The organism is Mediterranea sp. ET5 (assembly GCF_023337025.1).
GTDB lineage: Bacteria > Bacteroidota > Bacteroidia > Bacteroidales > Bacteroidaceae > Phocaeicola_A.
On sequence record NZ_JAMBLN010000033.1, the window covers coordinates 1 to 22564 of the forward strand.

The 22564-nt window shown below is 59.3% G+C and carries 18 protein-coding genes; 8 read left to right on the top strand and 10 right to left on the bottom strand.

Going from position 1 to position 22564, the window contains the following annotated elements; genetic code table 11:
* From M3087_RS13915 to topA, 10 genes are all read right to left on the bottom strand, one after another.
* A partial coding sequence (locus tag M3087_RS13915; protein ID WP_249096695.1) for a carboxypeptidase-like regulatory domain-containing protein occupies positions 1–1507 on the bottom strand: 1507 nt, incomplete at its 3' end.
* 43 nt (positions 1508–1550) lie between these two features.
* Positions 1551–2684: a TlpA disulfide reductase family protein gene (locus M3087_RS13920; protein WP_249096698.1), complete on the bottom strand. Its 1134-nt coding sequence runs from the start codon at positions 2682–2684 to the stop codon at positions 1551–1553.
* A gap of 358 nt (positions 2685–3042) precedes the next feature.
* Positions 3043–3756, bottom strand: coding sequence for a M48 family metallopeptidase (locus M3087_RS13925; protein WP_249096700.1), 714 nt, complete (start codon positions 3754–3756; stop codon positions 3043–3045).
* Positions 3757–3952: 196 nt separating this feature from the next.
* Complete coding sequence (locus M3087_RS13930; protein WP_249096702.1) at positions 3953–4459, bottom strand: DUF4252 domain-containing protein; 507 nt, start codon at positions 4457–4459, stop codon at positions 3953–3955.
* Entirely contained in the window at positions 4456–4962 is a 507-nt protein-coding gene (locus M3087_RS13935) for a hypothetical protein (protein WP_249096705.1), read from the bottom strand. Before M3087_RS13935 ends, M3087_RS13930 begins: the two co-directional genes overlap by 4 nt.
* On the bottom strand, positions 4952–5461 hold the full coding sequence (locus tag M3087_RS13940; protein WP_249096708.1) for an RNA polymerase sigma factor: 510 nt from the start codon (positions 5459–5461) through the stop codon (positions 4952–4954). Before M3087_RS13940 ends, M3087_RS13935 begins: the two co-directional genes overlap by 11 nt.
* Positions 5462–5527: 66 nt before the next feature.
* Complete coding sequence (gene argB, locus M3087_RS13945; protein ID WP_249096710.1) at positions 5528–6298, bottom strand: acetylglutamate kinase; 771 nt, start codon at positions 6296–6298, stop codon at positions 5528–5530.
* Positions 6299–6346: 48 nt separating this feature from the next.
* On the bottom strand, positions 6347–8239 hold the full coding sequence (gene speA / locus M3087_RS13950) for a biosynthetic arginine decarboxylase (RefSeq protein ID WP_249096719.1): 1893 nt from the start codon (positions 8237–8239) through the stop codon (positions 6347–6349).
* A gap of 24 nt (positions 8240–8263) precedes the next feature.
* A complete protein-coding gene (locus tag M3087_RS13955; protein WP_249096722.1) occupies positions 8264–8791 on the bottom strand; it encodes a shikimate kinase in 528 nt (175 codons plus the stop codon).
* 109 nt (positions 8792–8900) lie between these two features.
* Positions 8901–11243, bottom strand: a complete 2343-nt coding sequence (gene topA, locus M3087_RS13960) for a type I DNA topoisomerase (protein ID WP_249096726.1) — start codon at positions 11241–11243, stop codon at positions 8901–8903.
* A 1025-nt stretch (positions 11244–12268) separates the two neighbouring features.
* Here topA and M3087_RS13965 point away from each other — a divergent pair.
* The 8 genes from M3087_RS13965 to queG all read left to right on the top strand — a co-directional run bounded on the left by M3087_RS13965 (position 12269) and on the right by queG (position 22202).
* A complete protein-coding gene (locus M3087_RS13965) occupies positions 12269–12676 on the top strand; it encodes an acyl-CoA thioesterase (RefSeq protein ID WP_022383604.1) in 408 nt (135 codons plus the stop codon).
* On the top strand, positions 12669–13796 hold the full coding sequence (gene dprA, locus M3087_RS13970; protein WP_249096729.1) for a DNA-processing protein DprA: 1128 nt from the start codon (positions 12669–12671) through the stop codon (positions 13794–13796). Before M3087_RS13965 ends, dprA begins: the two co-directional genes overlap by 8 nt.
* A gap of 131 nt (positions 13797–13927) precedes the next feature.
* Positions 13928–15304 (top strand): alpha/beta hydrolase family protein, encoded by a 1377-nt coding sequence (locus M3087_RS13975; protein WP_249096731.1) that lies wholly within the window; start codon positions 13928–13930, stop codon positions 15302–15304.
* An 86-nt stretch (positions 15305–15390) separates the two neighbouring features.
* Positions 15391–16272: a metal ABC transporter solute-binding protein, Zn/Mn family gene (locus tag M3087_RS13980; RefSeq protein ID WP_249096734.1), complete on the top strand. Its 882-nt coding sequence runs from the start codon at positions 15391–15393 to the stop codon at positions 16270–16272.
* A 33-nt stretch (positions 16273–16305) separates the two neighbouring features.
* Positions 16306–17094: a metal ABC transporter ATP-binding protein gene (locus tag M3087_RS13985; RefSeq protein ID WP_249096736.1), complete on the top strand. Its 789-nt coding sequence runs from the start codon at positions 16306–16308 to the stop codon at positions 17092–17094.
* Positions 17095–17228: 134 nt separating this feature from the next.
* Positions 17229–20603 (top strand): protein O-mannosyl-transferase family, encoded by a 3375-nt coding sequence (locus M3087_RS13990; RefSeq protein ID WP_249096738.1) that lies wholly within the window; start codon positions 17229–17231, stop codon positions 20601–20603.
* A gap of 9 nt (positions 20604–20612) precedes the next feature.
* On the top strand, positions 20613–21224 hold the full coding sequence (locus M3087_RS13995; RefSeq protein ID WP_022383457.1) for a polysaccharide deacetylase family protein: 612 nt from the start codon (positions 20613–20615) through the stop codon (positions 21222–21224).
* A 27-nt stretch (positions 21225–21251) separates the two neighbouring features.
* Positions 21252–22202: a tRNA epoxyqueuosine(34) reductase QueG gene (gene queG, locus M3087_RS14000; protein ID WP_249096741.1), complete on the top strand. Its 951-nt coding sequence runs from the start codon at positions 21252–21254 to the stop codon at positions 22200–22202.
* Positions 22203–22564: the final 362 nt, after the last annotated feature.

A 22564-nucleotide genomic window follows, 5' to 3' on the forward strand; every position in this document is an offset into this window, starting at 1 on the left:
TTACCTCGCCCATCAGGCGTAAGTTGGGCAGGAAGGCATATTCCAGCGAAAGCTGGTTGGAGAAGGTGAATATCTCGCCTTCCTCTTTGTTGGGGAATTGTGTGTTGTAAAGTGGATTGTAGATGTTGATACGGGATCTGCCAACGGCGATAGCCTTGGAGTCGAGGATATTGGTGTACTTCCCTTCTTCGTCGCGTATGGGATAGTAGGGATTGAGCTGTGCGTAGCGGGAGAACTGTCCGTAGGGAGACTCCTTGGTGGTTGTGGAGTTCACCCGTGTCTGGTTGGAGATGTTCAGCTTCCCATAGCGGTAGGTTAGTGTCAGGCTCAGTGACTTGTTGTCGCGCGAGGAGCCTTTCATCACGCCGGGCATGTACATGTCCGATGCACTGAGGCGGTAGCGGAATGCATCGTCGCCTCCCTCAGCCGAAAGGGTGTGCCGTTGGGTAATGGCTGTGCGCAACGGTTGTGAGAGCCAGTAGGTGTCCACCCCTTCTTCGATGTATCGGCGATAACGGTTGTAAGTGTTCATCTGCTCGGCATTGTCCGTATGGAAAAAGCCGGCTTTCCATTCGGTCTCCAGTTTCTCCTCTGCATTCATCAGGTTGAAGTCGGTCAGGTCGGGATAGGTTACGCCGATGTTGTTTGCATATGTGAAGCGTAAGCGTCCGGCAAGCGGTTTCTTTGTTTCGAAGACTACAACACCGTTAGAAGCTTTTGAGCCGTAGATGGCTGTTGCGGCAGCATCTTTCAGGATAACTACTTCGCTGATGCGCTCAGGTTCCAGGTTCATGATGGTTTCGATGGACACTTGGAAGCCGTCGAGCACGAAGAGCGGCATGTTGGGTATGTTGGCGTAACCGTTGATGAACATCTGCATCTGTTGGGCGTCGCGTTCCAGACCGGCACCGTTGTTGCCCAGCTGCACGTCTCCACGGATGCGGAACTCCGGCATACTGTTCGGGTCAGAGCCCATTTCCTGATTTTCCATGACGCGGAATGAGGGGTCAAACTGCTGTAAGGCCATGAGCAGGTTGTTGGGATTGCGCTTGAGCAGGTCGTCTTCGCTCACCCGTACATATTCGCCCGTGAAGCTTTCCGTGCTGCGTTTCTGTATGCCGGTGACGACGACTTCCTGGGTTATCTGACTGTTGGGAACGAGACGGATGCGCAGGTTACTTGGATTCTTGAGCCGTCGTAAGTCGATGCGTTGTGTCTCGTAGCCTACGTAGGAGATGAGTATGGCTTGGGTACCTTTGGGGACTGTCAGCCGGAACTGGCCCTGTACGTTGGTTACGGTGCCGCCACCTTTCTGTTTTTCCGGATAGATGTTGGCACCGATGAGTCGTTCGCTGGTCTCGGCATCGGTGATTGTTCCGGACAGGACCATCACTTGCTGTTCCTGTTGTGGGCTGTTGGACTGTGGTTGCTGTGCCGACACCGGAAACGGGGTGACGGACAGGGCAAGGCACAACATGCCTGAATAGAGAATAGGCTTGTGCTTCATGATAATGGTATTTTAAGGATAGGAAGATTCGGGGAGTGCCTGTTTATTTGCTCAAGTGTTTGGTTAGTGTGCGCTCCAATGCTTCGCCGCGCAGACCGGTGGCAATCAGCAGTCCGTCCGGACCGATAAGGAAGGTCTTTGGAATGGCGTTGACATCGTATTTTACGGCTGCATCACTGCCCCACGCTTTCAAGTCGCACACGTGGTGCCATGGCATGTCGAGTGTTTGTACGGCTTGTAGCCATGCGTCTTTCTTGCTATCCAGTGACACGCTGAGAATGGTCAGGCGTTCACCGTATTTGCGATGAGCTGCCTGGATGTAAGGGATTTCCCGGCGGCACGGACCGCACCAGGAAGCCCAGAAGTCGAGCAGGACATACTGCCCCTTGAAGTCGGACAGGCGGATGGACTTGCCGGTAGCGTCGGTTGACTCAAAATCGGGAGCCGGAGCGCCGATGCTGACGGACTTGGCTGCACACATGGCCTGCAGTTCACTGATGTAGGGATGCTCGGTGAAGTGAGGGGTTACTGCTGCCACTTCCTGACGTAATTCATCGGCCGTCATGCTGCCGGCAAGCGTATTGCGCAGTAGCATCAGACCGAAAGGCTGCTGTTTGTAGCGTTCGTAATACGTCCGGGTGATGGCGCGTGCACGCGCCGTGCTCGACTTGGACCGTTGCTCGAAACGTGCCGATTGTTCTTCCTGGCTGAGATTAGGGGTCAGGTAGGCTTCGATGAGTGCGGCGTTCACCACGCTGTCCTTGGTCGAATAGGTGATGTCGGCACGGTAGGCATGGAAGATGGCATTGTCGAGTGTGCCACCCAGGTCGCTGGTATAGATATAGGCGGGGTTGCCTGTTTTGATACGGGTGGTGCCGTCTTCCAGGAAGAAGGGACAGGTGCGGCGACCGTAGGACGCATTGGTCATGATGAAGGCGAGTCGGGGATGTTCGACATGTGAACCGCTGAAGGTGTAGTGTCCATCCTTGACTTCGGTACTGTCAATGGGCACGTACTGACGGTTTGTCTCATCGACCAGGTAGATTTTCCCTTGGTATGCAGGGTCTATTGAACCTTGGATGGTGTAACTGTGCTGTTGAGCATGGAGGGTAGTGTTGAATGCTCCGAAGGTGAGGGAGCACAAAGCCGTGATGGCTGAGAGTTTGTAATTCTTCATATGATGAAAGGATAGGATTGAATATGCTGGGGACTTGTTCGCTGGGGAGGAGAGAGCTATGTTGCCGCAGGGATGATTAAGGCAGTGCACCGGTTTGGTCTGGTGTACATGTTCGTATGATGTATGAATGGGGAACACACATCTTTCCCTTTCTATAATTCTCCTTCATAGGTTTCTTACTAAACTTTGGATGATACGTCTGGATACACAGGATGGATATCCATGCGGCTCCAAAAGTATTCAGTTTGTGCTAGAAAAGCAAATATCGGGTGCTTTTTTTGTGGATGGGAAGCAAATATTATCTGATGTGGTCGTTTTTTCTTTCTTCCTGGCCGTCCTTCCCCCTTCCCTTTCCCTTTCATGGATTAAACGTAGTGTACCCCTTCAGTTCGGTGCGCAGGGCGTCGGACTTGCCGTGGACCAGTTTGTCGAGCAGTGCCCAGAAGCGGGGGCTGTGGTTCATCTCCACGGTGTGGCACAGCTCGTGGAGGATGACATAGTCGACCAGGTGCTCGGGCAGGAGCACGAGCGAGCAGGACAGGTTGATGTCCCGACGTGCGGAACAGCTGCCCCAACGGCCTTTGCTCGTATTGATTTTCACGCTTTGGAAGGGAAGTCCTGCCTGCTCCGACAGGAGGCGGATGCGTGGTGGAAGCACCTCTTTGGCACGTCGGCGCAATGTCTCCTGGATGATGCCGCGCAGCCACGGCTGCATGCCTTTGTCATGGAAGTCGGTGCCGGGCGGACAGAGCAGCGTGAAGTCGCCCTCGCGGCTGCGCATCTGGAACCCCTTGCTTCCGCCATACTCCACGTGGAAGCGGAAGAGCGGGGCGTCGATGCGGAAGTCCGGATCGACGAAGGTGGAGGGGCGCAGCTGTTGCAGCCGCTGCCTGACTTCCGTGCGACAGGAGTCGAGGAACAGGCGGATGCGTGCTTCGAGCGTGCCGGGAGGTACGGTGACGACGATGTGTCCGTTGGATTCGATACGGAGGATGAGCCGGCGCGCCCGTCGGTTGATGCGGATGTAGACGGTGCCGAACTCGGAGTCGGTGATTCTGAACAGTTCTGCCATAGCGGTGCAAAGGTACGCATAAAAACTCTGACGGACCACTGCTCACGCGGTAGTCCGTCAGGGTATTGTATTCTACAAATGTTGAGAGAATTGAAACTTCACAGCCTCGTTATTCTTTGTTCTTGTAAGCATGAATTGTTTACAGTCTTAAGCAAATGAATTGTTTCTATAATAAAGCAAATAAAATTCCTTGTTCTCACTCCTTCCGGCTTGTGGCGGCGGCGGGCACCATCGTGTGCGTAAGCTGCCGGATGAACGCGTGGTTCATGTCGCCGGTGAAGTTGATGACCGTGAACTGTTTCCCTACCTGGCGGAGCAGCACCAGCTCGACAATCTCGGTCTTGTGCTCGCGGACGAAGATGCGGCAGTGGTCCTTCCCTTCGTCATACGAAGCCAGTTCCTTAAAGCGGGCGGAGTTCTTTCGTGCCATCTCTTCGGCATGCTTGAAGTAGGTCTTGCCCTGCCTGCCGGCATTGACAATCTGCATGCTCTTCAGGCGCGAGATGATGTCCGCCATTCCGGTCGTGTCGTTTTCACCGATGCCGTGGTCGAGAATCTCCTCCATCATCTTCGGACTGACGCTGATGCAGTGCAGGAGGCTGTCGCCCTCATGCTCCGCCATGTAACGTGAGGCGAAGTCCTGTGCCTGCGTGCCTGTGGCGATGAGTGCCAGCAGACACACGGTGAGCCATGTGCGTCTCATTGGACTGCCTGTTTAGGGGCGGTGTCGGCGACGCTGTCACTGTCATGCACCTGCGATTTCTGGAAACTCTCCGACACGATCTGCAATGCCTCCGAGACGGTCCCATAGGCCGACTGCGGGTCGGTGTAGGTGTCCTGGTAAGCGTCGTAGTTGTAGTCGGTCTGTCGGCTGCGGTCAAAGGAGTGCTGGGCGACCGTGCCCAGCGACAGCATGACGGCAACGACGGCGGCTGCCTTGAAGAGGGGCATCATGCGGCGGCGCATCGGGAGGCGGCGTGCCTTGACGCTCGGACGTTCGACCTGCGCGAGGATGCGCTCGTCAAAGTCTTCGCCCAGGTGCAGGTCCGCAGCTGCATCTTCGTAGGAAAACAGACTCTTGTAGGGAAGCAAATGAGCAGGTACTTCTTTCTGCCGGAAGAAGGCACGCAAGATTTGCTCTTCCTCCACGGAGGTTTCGCAAGCCCAATAGCGTTCGAGTAACTGTTCAATATACTTATAGTCCATAGTCGTTTATTTCGGTGTATTGTTGTTTTATCTTCTGGCGGGCGCGGAACAGGTTGACTTTTACTTGCTCTTCGCTCACGCCGACGATGTCGGCTATCTCCTTGTAGCTTTTCCCTTCGACGTCCCGCAGCTGGAGGATGGTGCGCTGCTTCTCGGGCAGCCCGCTGATGAGGCGGTGGATGAGCGCCATCTGCTCATTGCGTACGCAGAGCGAGTAGGGGTCGGCACTGTCGGGGGTGTTGGCATTGCTCTCGGTCAGTTCCTCGTTTTGGGATTCCTTGAGCTGGCTCCGGTCGATGGCGAGATTCCGGCAGACCGTGAGGCAGTAAGCCTCCACCGACTCCATGCCTTCCCACTCATCGCGGCGTCCCCACACCCGCAGCATCGTGTCCTGTACGACATCTTCTGCTTCCGCACTGTTCATGGTGATGCGGAGTGCCAGCCTGAAGAGCTTGTCCTTAAGCGGCAGGATATCGTTTCGGAAGTTGATAGCTTGCATCGTGTTTCTATATAGATGACGGTCGACCGGCTGAAAAGTTACAGGGGATGGGTGATTTTTTTTTGCTTAAGCCTGGATGAGGGTGCCGGAGCGCCCGTCGATGGCGTCGGCGCGTGTGATGATGACGCGCTTCACGCCGGCTTCGATGGCGGCGAGGGCATTCTCAATCTTGGGTATCATGCCGCCGGCGATGGTGCCGTCGGCGGTGAGTGCCTCGAAGCTCCGGCGGTTGAGGCTGGGGATGACGCTGTCCTCGTCGTCGGGGTCGCGCAGCACGCCTTTCTTCTCGAAGCAGTAGACCAGCGTCACGTCAAACCGGGCAGCGAGTGCCCGGGCTGTCTCTGAGGCGATGGTGTCGGCGTTGGTGTTGAGCAGGTTCCCGGCACCATCGTGTGTCAGGGGAGCCATGACGGGGACTACGCCGCGGGCAATGAGGTCGCCCAGCAGACGGGCGTCCACCCGCTCGACGTCGCCCACGTAGCCATAGTCGATGTCTTTCACGGGGCGTTTCACCGAGCGGATGACGTCCATGTCGGCTCCGGTCAGTCCCAGGGCGTTCACGCCGCGTGCCTGGAGTCCGGCGACAATGTTCTTGTTGACGAGTCCGCCGTAGACCATCGTGACCACGCGGAGGGTTTCGGCGTCGGTGATGCGGCGTCCGTCGACCATGCGGCTTTCGATGCCGAGCTGTTCGGCAATCCGGGTGGCCGAGCGTCCGCCACCATGTACGAGCAGTTTGTGCCCGCTGATGGCGGCGAAGTCGGTGAGCAGGCGTTGGAGGCTGGAAGCCTCCTCTACAATCTTTCCGCCTACTTTGATGAGGGTTAGTGAGGGCATGGAATCCTGTTTAGTTAATGAGTGTAAGGGTCAGTGAATGCTTGCCGCCTACTCCAGGTACGTGTACCCGTAAAGCCCGGAGCGGTAGTTGGAGAGGAACTCCTTACCCTCCTCCAATGAAATCTTTCCTGCCTTCACGGACTTGGTGACCCAGGTCTCCAGGGTGCGGACGAGCTTTTTGGGGCTGTACTGCACGTAGTCCAGCACCTCTGCCACGGTCTCGCCATCGATGAGCTGGTCGATGCTGTAGCCCTTGTCGTTCACGCTGATGTGTACGGCGTTCGTGTCACCGAAGAGGTTGTGGAGGTCGCCCAGTATCTCCTGGTAGGCACCCACGAGGAATACACCTATATAATATGGGTCCTTCCCCTTGAGCGAATGCACGGGGAGGAAGTTCGAGATGTTGCGGGTCGAGATGAAGTTCGCAATCTTCCCGTCCGAGTCGCACGTGATGTCCTGCAACGTCGCGGAGCGGTCGGGGCGTTCGTCGAGGCGCTGGATGGGCATGATGGGGAACAGCTGGTCGATAGCCCACGAGTCAGGCAGTGATTGGAAGAGCGAGAAGTTGCAGAAGTACTTGTCCGCCAACAGTTTTCCCAGCGAGTGAAGTTCCTCGGGGGCATGCTTCAGGCGTTGCGCCATCTGGTGTATCTCACGGGTGACCGACCAGTAGAGACGCTCGATTTGCGCGCGCGTCTTCAGGTCGACGATGCCGTGGCTGAAGAGGTCGAGTGCCTCCTCGCGTATCTGCTGCGCGTCGTGCCAGGCTTCGAGCATGCGGCTCTGGTTGAGGTTGTCCCAGATGTCGTACAGCTCCTGCACCAGCTCGTGGTCGTCGGGGCTGACCTCCCACTCCTCGTCCATCTCGGGCAGGCTCGCCGTTTCGAGCACCTCGAAGATGAGCACCGAGTGGTGGGCGGTCAGGGCGCGTCCGCTCTCGGTGATGATGTTCGGGTGGGGGATGTTGTTCTTGTCGGCGACGTCGACAAAGGTCGATATGGAGTCGTTGACGTACTCCTGGATGGAGTAGTTCACGCTGCTTTCGCTGCTCGACGAGCGTGTCCCGTCATAGTCCACGCCCAGGCCTCCGCCGATGTCGACGAACTCCACGTTGAAGCCCATGGCGTGCAGCTGCACATAGAACTGCGAAGCCTCGCGCAGGGCAGTCTTGATGCGGCGTATCTTGGTGATCTGGCTACCGATGTGGAAGTGGATGAGGCGCAGGCAGTCCTTCATGTCCTTCTCCTCCAGGATTTGCAGCGCTTCGAGCAGTTCGCTCGACGTGAGTCCGAACTTGCTGGCGTCGCCGCCGCTCTCTTCCCACTTGCCGCTGCCCGACGAGGCGAGCTTGATGCGTATGCCCAGGTTCGGTCGTACGTTCAGCTGCTTGGCAAGGCGGGCTATGAGCTGGAGCTCGTTCATCTTCTCCACGACGAGGAAGATGCGCTTGCCCATCTTCTGGGCGAGCAGGGCGAGCTCGATGTAGCTCTCGTCCTTGTAGCCGTTGCAGATGATGAGCGAGTCGCTGTCGGTGTTCATGGCTATCACCGCATGCAGCTCAGGCTTCGAGCCTGCCTCCAGTCCGAGGTTGAACTTCTTGCCGTGGCTGATGATTTCTTCCACCACGGGGCGCATCTGGTTGACCTTGATGGGGTAGATGATGAAGTTCTGCGCCTTGTATCCGTATTCCTCGGAGGCAATCTGGAAGCAGCGGGCAGTCTTCTCGATGCGGTTGTCCAGGATGTCCGGGAAGCGGACCAGCACCGGGGCTGACATGTCACGCAGCTGGAGCTCGTTCATGAGTTCCTTCAGGTCGACGCTGACGCCGTCCTTGCGGGGGGTGACTACGACATGTCCCTTCTCGTTGATACCGAAGTAGGAAGTGCCCCAACCTGTGATGTTGTAGAGCTCTTCGGAGTCCTCAATACGCCATTTTCTCATTTCTAGTCTGTGTAAGTGTTTGTTTTATAGGTTTAACATAGTTCGCAATTGTTCGAGTGACGCTTGTATCTGCTGGCGGGTCTCCAGCAGGTTCACGTCGAAGATGTAGTTGGCACGCTCGTAGAACGGTGCCCGCCGGGCGAGCGACTCGGCGATGTAGGCACGCATCTCCTCGTCGGTCTTGCCGGCGAGCAGGGGGCGCTTCTGCCTGCCCGGCAGCAGGTGGCGGAAGAGCACCTCGGGCGTCGCCTTCAGGTAGACGGTCTGTGCCTGGCGGTTCATGTAGTCGATGTTGTCGAAGAAGCAGGGAGTGCCGCCGCCGGCAGCAATCACCACGTCCTCAAACTCCGCCACCTCGTGGAGCATCTCGTGCTCGATGCGGCGGAAGCCCTCTTCACCCCGTTCCTCGAAGAGCCGGGTCACGGTGCGGCAGAAACGGTTCTCGATGTACCAGTCGAGGTCGAAGAAGGGCAGGCCCAACTCCCGGGCAAGGGCGTTGCCCAGCGTTGTCTTGCCGGAGCCCATGTACCCGATCAGGATGATTCTTGTCATTACGTATGTTGTAGGGACGCACGGTGGGTGCGTCAGGGTTGTTTGGTGTCTGTTGGTTGTTCTCTCCGCCGGTGTGCAGGCGGACGGTCTCCCCTCCGTCGGGGAAGGCTCACTTGCGCTTGGCGAACCGGCGGCCCTTCGTCGAGGCGGGTTTCTCGTCCTGCTCCTTGATGATGGCAAGGCAGTCGGCAAGCTCCAGGTCCTTGGGTTCCACCTTCAGTGTCTTGGGCAGACGGTAGTTGTTGCCCTTGTAGGTGATGTAGGGACCGTAGCGTCCGTTGAGAATCTCCAGCTCCGGTTCCTCGTCAAAGCGCTTGATGTGCTTCTGCGCCTCGGCGGCACGCTTGGCAAGGATTAGCTCCACGGCCTCGTCGTAGCTGAAGGTCATGGGGTCGGCGCCCTTCGGCAGGGAGATGAACTTCCCGTCGTGACGCACGTACGGACCGAACTTGCCCGTCCCGATGATGACCGGCTTGCCCTCGTAGTCGTCGAGCGTGCGGGGCAGCTTGAACAGCTCCAGCGCCTCGTCGAGCGTGATGGTCTCGATGGACTGACCCTTGTTGATTTGCGCGAAGCGGGGCTTCTCCTCGTCGTCCGCCGAACCAATCTGTACCACGGGACCGAAGCGTCCGATTTTCACGAACACCGGACGGCCGCTGACGGGGTCGGTGCCCAGTTCGCGTTCGCCCACCTTGTGCTCGGTCTTCACGGCAAGGGTCTGCTCGACCATCGGTTCGAACTCGCCGTAGAACTGGCGGATGAGCGTGGTCCACTGCTTGTCGCCCTCGGCTACCTCGTCAAACTCCTTTTCCACGCTGGCGGTGAAGTTGTAGTCCATGATTCCGGGGAAGTATTGCAGCAGGAAGTCGTTGACCACCGTACCCACGTCGGTAGGCAGCAGCTTGCCCTTCTCGCTGCCGGCGGTCTCGCTCCGCGTGGCGGTGGTGAGTCGCCCTCCGCTCAGGGTGAGGACCTTGTAGGTACGTTCCTCGCCGGGCTTGTCGCCCTTCTCGACGTAGCCGCGCTGCTGGATGGTGGAGATGGTCGGAGCGTAGGTCGACGGGCGTCCGATGCCCAGCTCCTCGAGCTTGCGCACGAGGCTCGCCTCGGTGTAGCGCGGCGGGTGCTGCGTGAAGCGTTCCTGAGCCACGATGCGTCCGCAGTCGAGCTTCTGGCCCTTCTTGAGCGGGGGCAGCAGGCGGCTCTCGTCTTCCGTCTCCTCGTCGTCGAGCGACTCGCGGTAGACACGCAGGAAACCGTCGAAGGTCACCACTTCGCCCGTGGCGACGAAGGTCTCGCTCATGCCCGTGAGGGCGATGGTTGCCGTGGTCTTCTCCAGTTCGGCGTCCGCCATCTGGGAGGCGATGGTGCGCTTCCAGATGAGGTCATAGAGCCGCCGTTCCGCCGAGTCCGCCTCGATGGTCTGGTGCTCCATGTAGGTCGGGCGGATGGCCTCGTGCGCCTCCTGCGCTCCCTTGCTCTTGGTGGTGAACTGACGTGTCTGCACGTAGCGTTCGCCCATGAGCTGTGTGATGGCCTCGCGGCTGGTGCCGATGGCGAGCGAAGAGAGGTTCACCGAGTCGGTACGCATGTAGGTGATGAATCCGGATTCATAGAGCCGTTGGGCGACCATCATGGTCTGCGCCACGGTGAAGCCCAGCTTGCGTGCCGCCTCCTGCTGGAGGGTGGAGGTGGTGAAGGGGGGTGCCGGCGACTTTTTCATCGGACGGGTGGTGATGTCCTGCACGGTGAACTCCGTGTGGCGGCACTTCTCCAGGAATGCCTTCGCCTCGTCCTCGGTCTTGAAGCGGGTGTTCAGCTCGGCACGTATCTCGGCGGGCCGTCTGTCGGCGTCGGTTGTCGAGAAGACGGCGGTCACACGGAAGGACGCTTCGCTGTGGAATGCCTGGATTTCCCGTTCGCGCTCGACGATGAGGCGGACGGCGACGGACTGCACCCGTCCCGCAGAGAGGGCAGGCTTGACCTTCCGCCAGAGCACGGGCGAGAGCTTGAAGCCGACGATGCGGTCGAGCACCCGTCGTGCCTGCTGCGCGTTGACGAGGTTGATATCGATGTCCCGCGGATGCTCGATGGCCCGCAGGATGGCATTCTTGGTGATTTCGTGGAACACGATGCGCTTGGTGTGCTCGGGATTCAGTCCCAGCACTTCATAGAGGTGCCAGGAGATGGCCTCTCCCTCGCGGTCCTCATCGGACGCAAGCCACACCATGTCTGCTTTCTTGGCTTCCTGTTTGAGTTCGCTGACCAGTTTCTTCTTCTCGGCAGGGATTTCATAGTCGGGTTCGAAGGTGTCGGTATTGATGCTGAACTCTTTCTTCTTCAGGTCGCGGATATGACCGTAACTGGAGAGCACTTTATAGTCCTTTCCCAGAAACTTCTCGATGGTTTTAGCCTTGGCAGGTGACTCAACAATGACCAGATTCTTTTGCATGTGTGTCTTTGTTAATAATTTAACGTGCGGCAAAAGTAGGAAAAAAGAGAGATTACACCATATTATAAGGTCTAAATCTGTATTTTTTTGCGAAAACACCGTTTCAATTGACAATTGACAATGGACAATTGACAATTGCCCTTCGGTGTGCGGACATGCCTACAAGGCGGCGAATGTAGGGGCGACATAACACAATTGACAATTGACAATGGACAATTGACAATTACCTTGCGGCGTGGGGGATGTGACTGCAAGGCGATAATTGTCCATTGTCAATTATCAATTGTTAATTGAATATGTTGGACCGGGCGAGCAGACCGGTCGCCCCTACATTGCCCGCCTGTTCGTTTTGTCAAAACGACACGATTCCCCCCATTTTAACATCACGATTTCCTGATTTGCCGTTTTCAGGTAACGCGCATTTTGGCAATTTTGTCCCAATTGGAAAATTGTGCGTTAAATATTTTAAGATACGTCCGTCAGAATGCACCGAAATAAACCCTTATTCACATAATTATACTGTTTCTAACACAAAAAAGGCATCCGCCGAACCCATTTCTACGGTCGAAAGCACCTGTGACTGGCTTCGTACGGACGAACGACTACCGTCGTACGGACGTGTCCGCACCGTCGTGGTCGTTCGTCCGTACGAAAACAGGGACCTGTTTTCATTTTTTAGAGCGCAAAGGGGTACGATTTCGAAGGTGTGAAATTGCGTCCGTCCGTGTGAAAAGACCGACGAAAGGGTACAAACAGGCACGAAGGTGAGGCAGAAAGAAAGGAAACCGGCGAAAGTGCCGTCAATGTGTATTTCGCGAATCGCCCGAGAAGGCCCTTTCCGGTCACCAATCCGTATTTGGATGCAACGAAGCCCCTTCTCGCGCGCTTCGTTTGACGTTTTGACAAAACGACACAACCGCTTTCCAATGGACAATTGACAATGGAAACGTTGCGCTTTGCCCCTCCGATTGCCTTTTCACAAAAAAAAGCGTAAGTTTGTAGCCTACTAATCATGAAGGCAGAAAATGGAGAAATACATCTTCGAACTCACGATGAAGGTGCGCGACTATGAGTGCGACCTCCAAGGCATCGTCAACAATGCCAATTACCAACACTATCTGGAACATACCCGACACGAGTTCCTGCACGCCACCGGCGCCAGCTTTGCACGCCTGCACGACGAAGGCATCGACCCCGTCGTGGCACGCATCAACATGGCATTCAAGACGCCGTTGAAGAGCGGCGACGAGTTTGTCTCGAAGCTCTACCTGCGCAAGGAGGGCATCAAGTACGTCTTCCATCAGGACATCTTCCGTCTGCCCGACGGGAAGGTGAGCCTCCGCGCCACCGTCGAGACCGTCTGTCTGATCGACGGACGGCTGAGCGACAGCCCCCTGTTCGACCAACTCTTTGCCCCCTATCTCCATGAATGAGCGCGAGACCTTTGCCGCCCTGGTGCTCCACTTCGCACCGGGTGTGGGCATCGCCGGCGCGCGGAGGCTCCATGAGCACTTCGGCTCCCTGGCGGCGGCGCTCGAACACCCGGACGAGCTGCCGCGGGTACAGGGACTGACCGACGAGGCACGGGCGTCGCTCGCCGACCCCTCCCTGCGCGAACGGGCGCACCGGGAGTGGGACTACGACGCGGCGCACCGTGTCCGCTGCCTGAGCTTCCTCGACGAGGCATACCCGGCACGGATGCGGATGCTGCCCGACGCCCCGCTGGTGCTCTTCTACTGCGGGTCCGCACCCCTCAACCGGGCGCGCGTGGTGTCCGTCGTGGGCACCCGCCGCGTGACGGACTACGGGCAGAAACTCTGCTCCCGGTTCCTCTCCGAGCTGAGCCAGCTCTGTCCCGACGTGCTGGTGGTCAGCGGACTGGCGTACGGCGTGGACATCAGCGCCCACCGGGCGGCACTGGACAACCGGCTGGACACCGTCGGGGTGCTGGCACACGGACTCGACCGCATCTACCCCTATGCCCACCGCAGCGATGCCGGGCGGATGGTGCGCCGGGGCGGTCTGCTGACGGAGTACCACGTCGGGACGGAGCCGGAGCGTCAGAACTTCGTGCGCCGCAACCGCATCGTCGCCGGCATGAGCGACGCCACCGTCGTCGTGGAGTCTGCCGCCCGCGGCGGTTCACTCATCACCGCACGCCTTGCCGGCGACTATCACCGCCCCTGCTTCGCCTTCCCCGGACCCGTGGGCGCCCCCTGTTCGGAGGGGTGCAACAACCTGATACGCCAAGGGCGGGCGGTGCTCCTGCAGAGTGCCTTTGAGCTGGCGTCGGCATTGGGCTGGGTGGGCAGTCAGCCGACGGCACAGCCCGTGCAGCCCTCCCTCTTCACCGAGCTGAGTGACGACGAACGTCAGGTGGTCGACCGTCTGAGCCAGTCCCCCGAGGGTATCTCCACCGACGCCCTGTCCGCCGGGACGGGCCTCTCCGTCCAGCAGCTCAGCACGACCCTCTTCGGGCTGGAGATGAAAGGGCTGGTACGTCCGCTGGCAGGAAACGGGTATCAATTGACAACCAGTTCAATTGACAATTGACGATTGACAATTGACAATTGACATTGCGGTGCGGTGTTAGACGCGGATGAGACGTGAACAGCCCGAGACCGCACGACACTCATTCTTTGCTATTTTGCCATCATCACTGACCAATCGCTAATGAATAAGATATGAAACACTTGCACATCACTCTCTTCCTGCTCCTGACGCTCTGCGTCCGGGGTCTGTCCGCCCAAGGGCTGGCAGGCGACTGGCAGGGCAAGCTGGACGTCGGCTCGATGAAGCTGCGTCTCGTGACTCATTTCGAGCAGACGGACGGAGGCTGGTCCGGTACACTGGACTCGCCCGACCAGGGCGCACGGGGCATCCCCATGGATGCCGTCACACGGACGGACTCGCTCGTGACCTTCACCGTCGCGGCGCTGGGCGTCCGCTACACCGGGGTCCTGCGGGGCGACTCGCTCATTGACGGGACCTTTCAGCAGGGGGCGGCATCGCTTCCGCTGCGCCTGACCCGGGGCGTGGAACAGGTGCGCCGTCCGCAGACACCCCGTCCGCCCTTCCCCTACCGCAGCGAGGAAGTGACGCTGCCCGGTGCGGACGCGGGCGTGACCCTCGCCGGGACGTTGACCCTCCCCGAGGGCGGCAAACCCCGTCCGGCGGTCATCCTGCTCACGGGCAGCGGCACACAGGACCGTGACGAGACCATCATGGAACACAAGCCTTTTGCCGTCATTGCCGACTGCCTGACGCGCCGGGGCTTTGCCGTCCTGCGCTGTGACGACCGGGGAGCGGGTCGGTCGACGGGCAGTGCCGCGTCAGCCACGACGCTCACCGGTGCCGCCGACGCCTCGTGCATGATGGACTACCTCAAGGCGCGTCCGGAGATAGACCCGTCGCGCATCGGTCTGCTGGGACACAGCGAGGGGGCGGCGATGGCGTTCCACACCGCCGCACAACGGGATGACGTGGCGTTCGTCGTCTCCCTGGCAGGTCCGGGCGTGAAGGGAGACAGCATCCTGCTGAGGCAGAACGCCGACCTGGCACGACTGGAGGGCATGCCCGAGGGGCGCGTGGAGTCGCTCTGCCGCCTGCTGCAGCAGGTGTATGCGCTGGCTGAGAGCGAGCTGCCAGCCGACGTGCTGCTCGACCGTCTGGTGACCCTCTACGGCGGGCAGACGGGCCGTCAGCTGACCGATGCCGAGCGCGAGCAGCTCCGCCGTCAGCTGAGCACCTTCTGCACCCCGTGGATGCGCGGCTTCCTGCGCCATGACCCTCAGACGGACCTGAAGGCGGTCCGCTGTCCCGTGCTGGTGCTCAACGGGGAACGCGACACGCAGGTGGACGCCACGGTGAACCCCGACGCCATCCGCCGCGCCCTGCCCGACGTGCCGGGACGCCTCGTGACGGTGAAGCGCTACCCCGGTCTGAACCATCTCTTCCAGCACTGCACCACCGGGCTTCCCGCCGAGTACGCCTCCATCGAGGAGACCATCAGCCCGGAGGTACTCGCCGACCTCGCTGCCTGGATGGAGGCATTGCCGTAAAAAATCGCCCTTCCTGCTCCGCTTGTCGGAAAACCGCCGTATCTTTGCACGGGCGTTACGCCCTTGTGCAATCAAACTGACGACTTATGAAACATGTGCTTACACACTGCTTCCTGCTGGCCTTGCTGCTGCTCACGGGCACTTCGTGCCGTCCGGGCGGGGCGGAGGCGGAAGGCGGGAAACCGACGCTCACCGTGACCCTCGAACCGGTGCGCTACTTCGCCGAGGCGATTGCCGGCGGCCGTTTCGAGGTGAACTGCATGGTGCCTGCCGGCAGCAGCCCGGAGACCTATGACCCGACACCGCGCCAGCTGATGGAGCTCGCCGCGAGCCGCGCATACCTGCGCATCGGCTACATCGGCTTCGAGCAGGCGTGGATGGACCGTCTGGAGGCGAACGCACCGCAGATGCAGGTCTTCGACCTCTCGGAGGGCGTTCCGCTCATCCGCGAGGCGGACCATGAGCACGAGGGGCACCGCCATGCCGGCGGCGTGGAGCCGCACCTCTGGAACTCGCCTTCGAACGCACGCATCATCGCGCGCAACGTCTGTGCCGCCCTCTGCCGGCTGGACAGCCTGCACCGCGGGGAGTATGCCGCACGCCTGGACAGCCTGGAGGGAGTCATCACACGGACGGACAGCCTCGTGCGCCGTCTCCTGTCCGAGGGGGCGCCTCGCGCGTTCCTTATCTATCACCCGGCGCTGTCCTACTTCGCCCGTGACTACGGACTGACGCAGCTCTGCCTGGAGGAAGGCGGCAAGGAGCCTTCGCCCGCCCACCTGCAGACGCTCATCCGCACGTGCCGCGAGCAGGGCGTCCGCACGGTCTTCGTCCAACGGGAGTTCGACAGCCGCAACGCCGAGCTGGTGGCGCGGGAGCTGGACGCCCGTCTGGTGACCATCAACCCGCTCAACTACCATTGGGACGAGGAGCTGGTGGAGACCGCCCGGCAGCTGGCAACCGACTAGTGTCCCCGCCGCCATTCATCTTATCCTACGACTATGACAACGAATCCCATCCTCACTCTCGAACATATCACGGCAGGCTACGAGCAGAAGGTCGTCCTGCGCGACGTGAACCTGACGGTCTATGACCGCGACTTCCTGGGCGTCATCGGACCCAACGGAGGCGGCAAGACGACCCTCATCAAGGTCATCCTCGGCCTGCTGGCGCCACTGTCCGGCAAGCGCAGCTTCTTCCGCGACGGGCGTCCCACGGACGGTCTGAAAATGGGCTACCTGCCGCAGTACAACCAGATAGACAAGAAGTTCCCCATATCGGTGGAAGAGGTCATCCTGTCCGGACTGAGCGGCGAGAAGGGACTCCTGCGCCGTTACACGGAGGAACAGCGTGCCCGCGTCCGTGAGGTCGTGTCGCGCATGGGCTTGGAAGGCCTCGAACGGCGCCCCATCGGACAACTCAGCGGCGGACAGATGCAACGTGCGCTGCTGGGCCGCGCGGTCATCTCGCAACCGGACCTCGTCATCCTCGACGAGCCGAACACGTACATCGACAAGCGTTTCGAGGCGAAGCTCTACGAGCTGTTGGAGGACATCAACCGGCGCTGTGCCATCATCCTGGTGAGCCACGACATCGGTACCATCCTGCAGACGGTGAAGACCATCGCCTGCGTCAACGAGACACTCGACTATCACCCCGACACGGAGGTCCCCGTGGAATGGATTGACAAGCACTTCGGCTGTCCCATCGACCTGCTGGGACACGGCAACCTGCCCCATCGGGTACTGAAGAGCCATTGCTGCCACGCCGACGACTCTTCCCGGGAGTAGACGGAGGTCCGCCCCTCCCTATCGGTTAAATAAACTTATTAAACAAAGAAAGCCGCGGACAGACACGCAGGCTGTGTCATTTCTTTCCTATCTTTGCGGCTTAGTGTGAAAAGATTAACAAACAACGATTCTGAATGAGACAATACCGTCGTATCAACAACCTGATGGGTTGGTTCACCTTCCTCATTGCGGCAGTAGTCTACTGCATGACCGTCGAGCCGACTGCCAGTTTCTGGGACTGCCCGGAGTTCATCACCACCGGTTATAAACTCGAAGTGGGTCACCCGCCCGGTGCACCTTTCTTCATGCTTACCGCCAACCTCTTCTCCCAGTTTGCCAGTGACCCGTCGGAAGTGGCGTACATGGTCAACATCATGTCGGCACTGCTCAGTGCGGGCTGCATCATGTTCCTGTTCTGGAGCATCACCCACCTGACGCGCAAGCTCGTCTGTCCGGGTGTGGAGAAGATGACCACCGGACAACTGGTGACCATCATGGGTGCCGGACTCGTCGGTGCGCTCGCATACACCTTCAGCGACACGTTCTGGTTCAGTGCGGTCGAGGGAGAGGTCTACGCCTACTCGTCCCTGTTCACAGCTGTCGTGTTCTGGTTGATACTCAAGTGGGAGGACTGTGCAGACCAACCGCACAGCGACCGCTGGCTGGTGCTCATCGCCTACCTTACTGGACTCTCCATCGGCGTGCACCTGCTCAACCTCCTTTGTCTCTCCGCCATCGTACTCGTCTACTACTACAAGAAGAACCCGAACGCGAACGTGAAGGGCTCGTTGCTCGCCCTCGCCGGTTCCATGGTGCTCATCGCAGTCGTGCTCTACGGCGTCGTGCCGGGCATCGTGAAGGTGGGCGGATGGTTCGAGCTGCTCTTCGTCAACACCTTCGGCATGCCGTTCAACAGCGGACTCATCGTCTACATCGTGTTCCTGCTCGCCGTGCTCGTGTGGGCGATCTACGAGAGCTACAACTATGCCAGTGCGCGGCGTGCCAACATCGCCTTCCTGCTGACGATAGCCCTGCTGGGCATTCCCTTCTTTGGACACGGCGTGAAGAGCATCGTCTTCGGCATCGTGTTCCTGGCGCTGGTCGGCGCCTGCCTTTGGGGCGTGTTCGGCAAGCGGCTCATGGTCAGTCCGCGTACACTCAACACGTCCATCCTTTGCCTTACGATGATGGTCATCGGCTACTCCTCCTATGCCGTCATCGTGATACGTTCGTCCGCCAATCCCCCCATGGACCAGAACTCACCCGAGGACATCTTCACCCTGGGCGACTACCTCGGCCGCGAACAGTACGGTGATACCCCACTGTTCTACGGACCTGCCTACAACTCCAAGGTAGCCCTGAAGATCGAGGGGCAGTACTGCGTCCCCGTCTCCGAGGAGGGAGCTCCCGTCTACCAGCGGAAAGAGAAGGAATCACCCGACGAGAAGGACAGCTACGAGATAGTACGCCATAAGACAGAATATAAGTACGCACAGAACATGCTCTTCCCCCGCATGTACAGCAGCACCAACGAGCATATCGCCGCCTACGAGCAGTGGTTCGGAGGCTACCGCAACGAGAAGGGAGAGTGGGTCAATGGCGTGAAGGGACATCTCATCCCCTACGACGAGTGCGGCAACCCGGTGATGGTGAAGATGCCTACGACTTGGGAGAACCTGAAGTTCTTCTTCTCCTACCAGGTGAACTTCATGTATTGGCGCTACTTCCTCTGGAACTTCGCAGGACGTCAGAACGACATCCAGGGCAACGGGGAGCCGGAGCACGGCAACTGGATCAGCGGAATCCCACTCATCGACAACCTCCTCTATGGCGACCAGAGCAAGCTGCCCGACGAGCTGAAAGCCAACAAGGGCCACAACGTGTTCTACTGCCTGCCGCTCCTGCTGGGCATCCTCGGACTCCTCTGGCAAGCCTTCCGCGGACAACGCGGCATCCAGCAGTTCTGGGTGGTGTTCTTCCTCTTCTTCATGACCGGACTCGCCATCGTGCTCTACCTCAACCAGACGCCGCTCCAGCCGCGTGAACGCGACTATGCCTATGCAGGCTCGTTCTACGCCTTTGCCATCTGGATCGGACTGGGTGTGGCTGCTGTCAGCGAATTCCTCCGGCGGCGCAAGCTCAACGCCACCACCGCGGCTGCCCTCGCTTCCGTCGTGTGCCTGCTCGTCCCCGTGCAGATGGCCAGCCAGACCTGGGACGACCACGACCGCAGCGGGCGCTACACCTGCCGCGACTTCGGACAGAACTACCTCAACAGCCTGCCCGAAGGCAACAACCCCATCATCTTCACCAACGGCGACAACGACACCTTCCCCCTGTGGTATAACCAAGAGACCGAAGGAGTGCGTACCGACGCCCGCGTCTGCAACCTGAGCTACCTGCAGACCGACTGGTACATAGACCAGATGAAGCGTCCCGCCTACGACTCCCCGTCGGTGCCGATATCCTGGGACCGTATCGAGTTTGTCAGCGGAAAGAACGAATACATCACCGTCCGACCGGAAGCGAAGCAACAGATTCTTGACATCTATAAGGCACACCCCGAGGCCGCACGCCAACAGTATGGCGACGACCCGTTCGAACTCAAGAACATCCTCAAGTACTGGGTGCGCTCCAAGGACGAAGACCTCCACTTCATCCCGACCGACACCGTCCACATCACCCTCGACAAGGACGCCATCCGCCGTTCGGGCATGATGATTCCCGAAGAGTACAAGGACAGCCTGCCCGACAAGATGTACATACCCCTCCGCAAACGGACCCTCTACAAGAGCGAACTCATGATGCTGGAGATGCTCGCCCAGACCAACTGGGTACGGCCGCTCTATGTCGCCATCACCGTCGGCTCGGACAACCACATGGGCCTGGACCCCTTCTTCGTACAGGAGGGACTCGCCTACCGCATCACCCCCTTCGACTGGCGGAAGTACGGATACCCGCAGGAGCCCGGCAAGGGATACGTCGTCGACTCCCGGAAGATGTACGACAACCTCATGACGAAGTTCAAGTTCGGAGGCATCGAGGACCCGTCGGTCTACCTGGATGAGAACATCCTGCGCATGTGCGGCACGCACCGCCGCCTCTTCGCCATCCTCGCCGGACAGCTCCTCAAGGAGGGTAAGAACGAACAGGCACTCAAGGCGCTCGAATACTGCGACTGCGTCGTCCCCGCTGCCAGCGTCCCCTATGACTACCAGAACAGCTCGCTCGACCTGGCGAAGGACTACCTCACGCTCGGCAAGGCAGAACAGGGCAACACCATCCTCAAGGCGCTCGCCGACAAGTCGTTCTCCTATGTCAACTGGTACCTCAGCATGCGTTCACCCACGCTTGCCGCCTATGCGCAGGACTGCATCTACCACTTCTACCTGCTCGACGAAATCGTCAAGTGCATGCAGGCGGAGAAGAGCAAGCCTGACTACGCCGATGCCTACAAGCAGAAGTTCGAGATGCTCTACCACCAGTTCAGCCAACGCATCGGAGGGTAAAGCACGCCTATGTTCATCGAGCAGCCTCCCCGCATCGTACGTTGGCTCTATCCGCAAGCCATCTGGCGCATGGACCCGTCCGTCAAGGCAGTCTACCTGACGTTCGACGACGGGCCCATCCCCGAGATGACACCGTGGGTGCTCGACGTGCTCGACCACTACGGCATCAAGGCTACCTTCTTTCTCGTTGGGGACAATGTGCGCAAACATCCGCGCGAGTTCGCCATGATTAAGGAACGCGGACACCGCTTGGGCAACCACACCTTCAACCACCTGAGGGGCTTCGAGTGGCTGACGAAGAACTACCTGGCGAACACCGACAAGGCAAACGAGCTCATACAGACAGACCTCTTCCGTCCGCCACACGGACACATGCGCTGGCTCCAGTACGAGATGTTGCGCCGACGCTACCGCATCGTGATGTGGGACCTCGTGACACGCGATTACAGCAAGCACCTCAACGGACGGCAGGTCTTCGAGAAGGTCAAACGCTACGCCCGCAACGGCTCCATCATCACCTTCCACGACTCCATCAAGTCGAAGGAGAACACCATGTACGCCCTGCCGCGCTCCATCGAGTGGCTCATGGAGCAGGGCTACGAGTTCAAGGTGTTCGACTGACGGACAACCTCCATTCCCCGAAACGACATGACAACCCCTGAAACACATACCCGACTGCTGAAAGCCGAAGCCTTGCGCCTCGGCTTTTCTGCATGCGGCGTGTCCCCGGCGGAGGCCGTCGGAGTGGCAGACCGCGATGCCTTCGTCCGCTGGATCGACGAGGGCTGCCACGCCGACATGGGCTACCTGGCGGCAAACCTCGACAAGCGGCTCGACCCGACGCTCCTCGTCGAGGGCGCACGCAGCGTGGTGTCCGTCGCCCTGAACTACTTCCCTCCGCGTGACATCCCTCCCGGCGAGTACCGGCTGGCGTGGTACGCCCTGGGCGAGGACTACCACACGGTGATGAAGGACAAGCTTGCCCGGCTCCTGGACTACCTCCGCACCCTGCTGCCCGGGGTCAGCGGACGCGCCTTCTGCGACACCGCCCCCCTGCTGGAACGCTACTGGGCGTGGCGTGGCGGACTGGGCTGGGTGGGCAAGCACACGCAGCTCATCCTGCCACACGCCGGCTCAGCCTTCTTCCTGGGCGAGCTGGTGGTCGACTGCACGCTGACGTATGACACGCCGCTGCCCTCGCGCTGCGGCACGTGCGACCGCTGCCTGCGTGCCTGTCCGACGGGCGCACTGACCCGTCCGCGTCACCTCGACGCCCGTCGCTGCCTGTCGTACCTGACCATCGAGAGCCGCGGTGAAATCCCTCCCGAGGCAGCCTCCCGCCTGGGTGACAGCATCTATGGTTGCGACCGTTGCCAGCAGGCGTGCCCGTGGATGCGTTTTGCCCGTCCGACGGACGAGGCGCGCCTGCATCCGCGCGACGGACTCCTTGCCATGCGCCGCGCCGACTGGAAACGTCTGGACGTGGAGACCTACCGACGCCTCTTCAAGGGCTCTGCCGTCAAGCGGGCGAAATTCGAGGGTCTGACGCGGAACATCCGTGCCACGGACAACGCTCCCATGGACGAAACGGACCATTGACAATCCCCCTTCGGCGTGGGCATGAACCCACAAGGCGGTGAATGTAGGGGCGACATAACACAATTGACAATTGACAATGGACAATTGACAATTACCTTGCGGCGTGGGGATGTGACTGCAAGGCGATAATTGTCCATTGTCAATTATCAATTGTTAATTGAATATGTTGGACCGGGCGACCAGACCGGTCGCCCCTACATTTTCCCCATGAACGGTTTATCAAAACGACACAATTTTCCCGGTCTTAACATCACAATTTCCCGATTCATCGTTTTCAGCTAACGCGCATTTTCGCAAAATCGTCCCAATTAGAAAATCGCGCGTTAAATATTTTAAGATACGTCCGTTGGAACGCATCTAAA

Bases quoted from the DNA above. Each gene is read 5' to 3' on its own strand.
- M3087_RS13920 (WP_249096698.1), bottom strand. From the start codon at position 2,684: ATGAAGAATTACAAACTCTCAGCCATCACGGCTTTGTGCTCCCTCACC.
- M3087_RS13925 (WP_249096700.1), bottom strand. From the start codon at position 3,756: ATGGCAGAACTGTTCAGAATCACCGACTCCGAGTTCGGCACCGTCTAC.
- M3087_RS13930 (WP_249096702.1), bottom strand. From the start codon at position 4,459: ATGAGACGCACATGGCTCACCGTGTGTCTGCTGGCACTCATCGCCACA.
- M3087_RS13935 (WP_249096705.1), bottom strand. From the start codon at position 4,962: ATGGACTATAAGTATATTGAACAGTTACTCGAACGCTATTGGGCTTGC.
- M3087_RS13940 (WP_249096708.1), bottom strand. From the start codon at position 5,461: ATGCAAGCTATCAACTTCCGAAACGATATCCTGCCGCTTAAGGACAAG.
- argB (WP_249096710.1), bottom strand. From the start codon at position 6,298: ATGCCCTCACTAACCCTCATCAAAGTAGGCGGAAAGATTGTAGAGGAG.
- speA (WP_249096719.1), bottom strand. From the start codon at position 8,239: ATGAGAAAATGGCGTATTGAGGACTCCGAAGAGCTCTACAACATCACA.
- M3087_RS13955 (WP_249096722.1), bottom strand. From the start codon at position 8,791: ATGACAAGAATCATCCTGATCGGGTACATGGGCTCCGGCAAGACAACG.
- topA (WP_249096726.1), bottom strand. From the start codon at position 11,243: ATGCAAAAGAATCTGGTCATTGTTGAGTCACCTGCCAAGGCTAAAACC.
- M3087_RS13965 (WP_022383604.1), top strand. From the start codon at position 12,269: ATGGAGAAATACATCTTCGAACTCACGATGAAGGTGCGCGACTATGAG.
- dprA (WP_249096729.1), top strand. From the start codon at position 12,669: ATGAATGAGCGCGAGACCTTTGCCGCCCTGGTGCTCCACTTCGCACCG.
- M3087_RS13975 (WP_249096731.1), top strand. From the start codon at position 13,928: ATGAAACACTTGCACATCACTCTCTTCCTGCTCCTGACGCTCTGCGTC.
- M3087_RS13980 (WP_249096734.1), top strand. From the start codon at position 15,391: ATGAAACATGTGCTTACACACTGCTTCCTGCTGGCCTTGCTGCTGCTC.
- M3087_RS13985 (WP_249096736.1), top strand. From the start codon at position 16,306: ATGACAACGAATCCCATCCTCACTCTCGAACATATCACGGCAGGCTAC.
- M3087_RS13990 (WP_249096738.1), top strand. From the start codon at position 17,229: ATGAGACAATACCGTCGTATCAACAACCTGATGGGTTGGTTCACCTTC.
- M3087_RS13995 (WP_022383457.1), top strand. From the start codon at position 20,613: ATGTTCATCGAGCAGCCTCCCCGCATCGTACGTTGGCTCTATCCGCAA.
- queG (WP_249096741.1), top strand. From the start codon at position 21,252: ATGACAACCCCTGAAACACATACCCGACTGCTGAAAGCCGAAGCCTTG.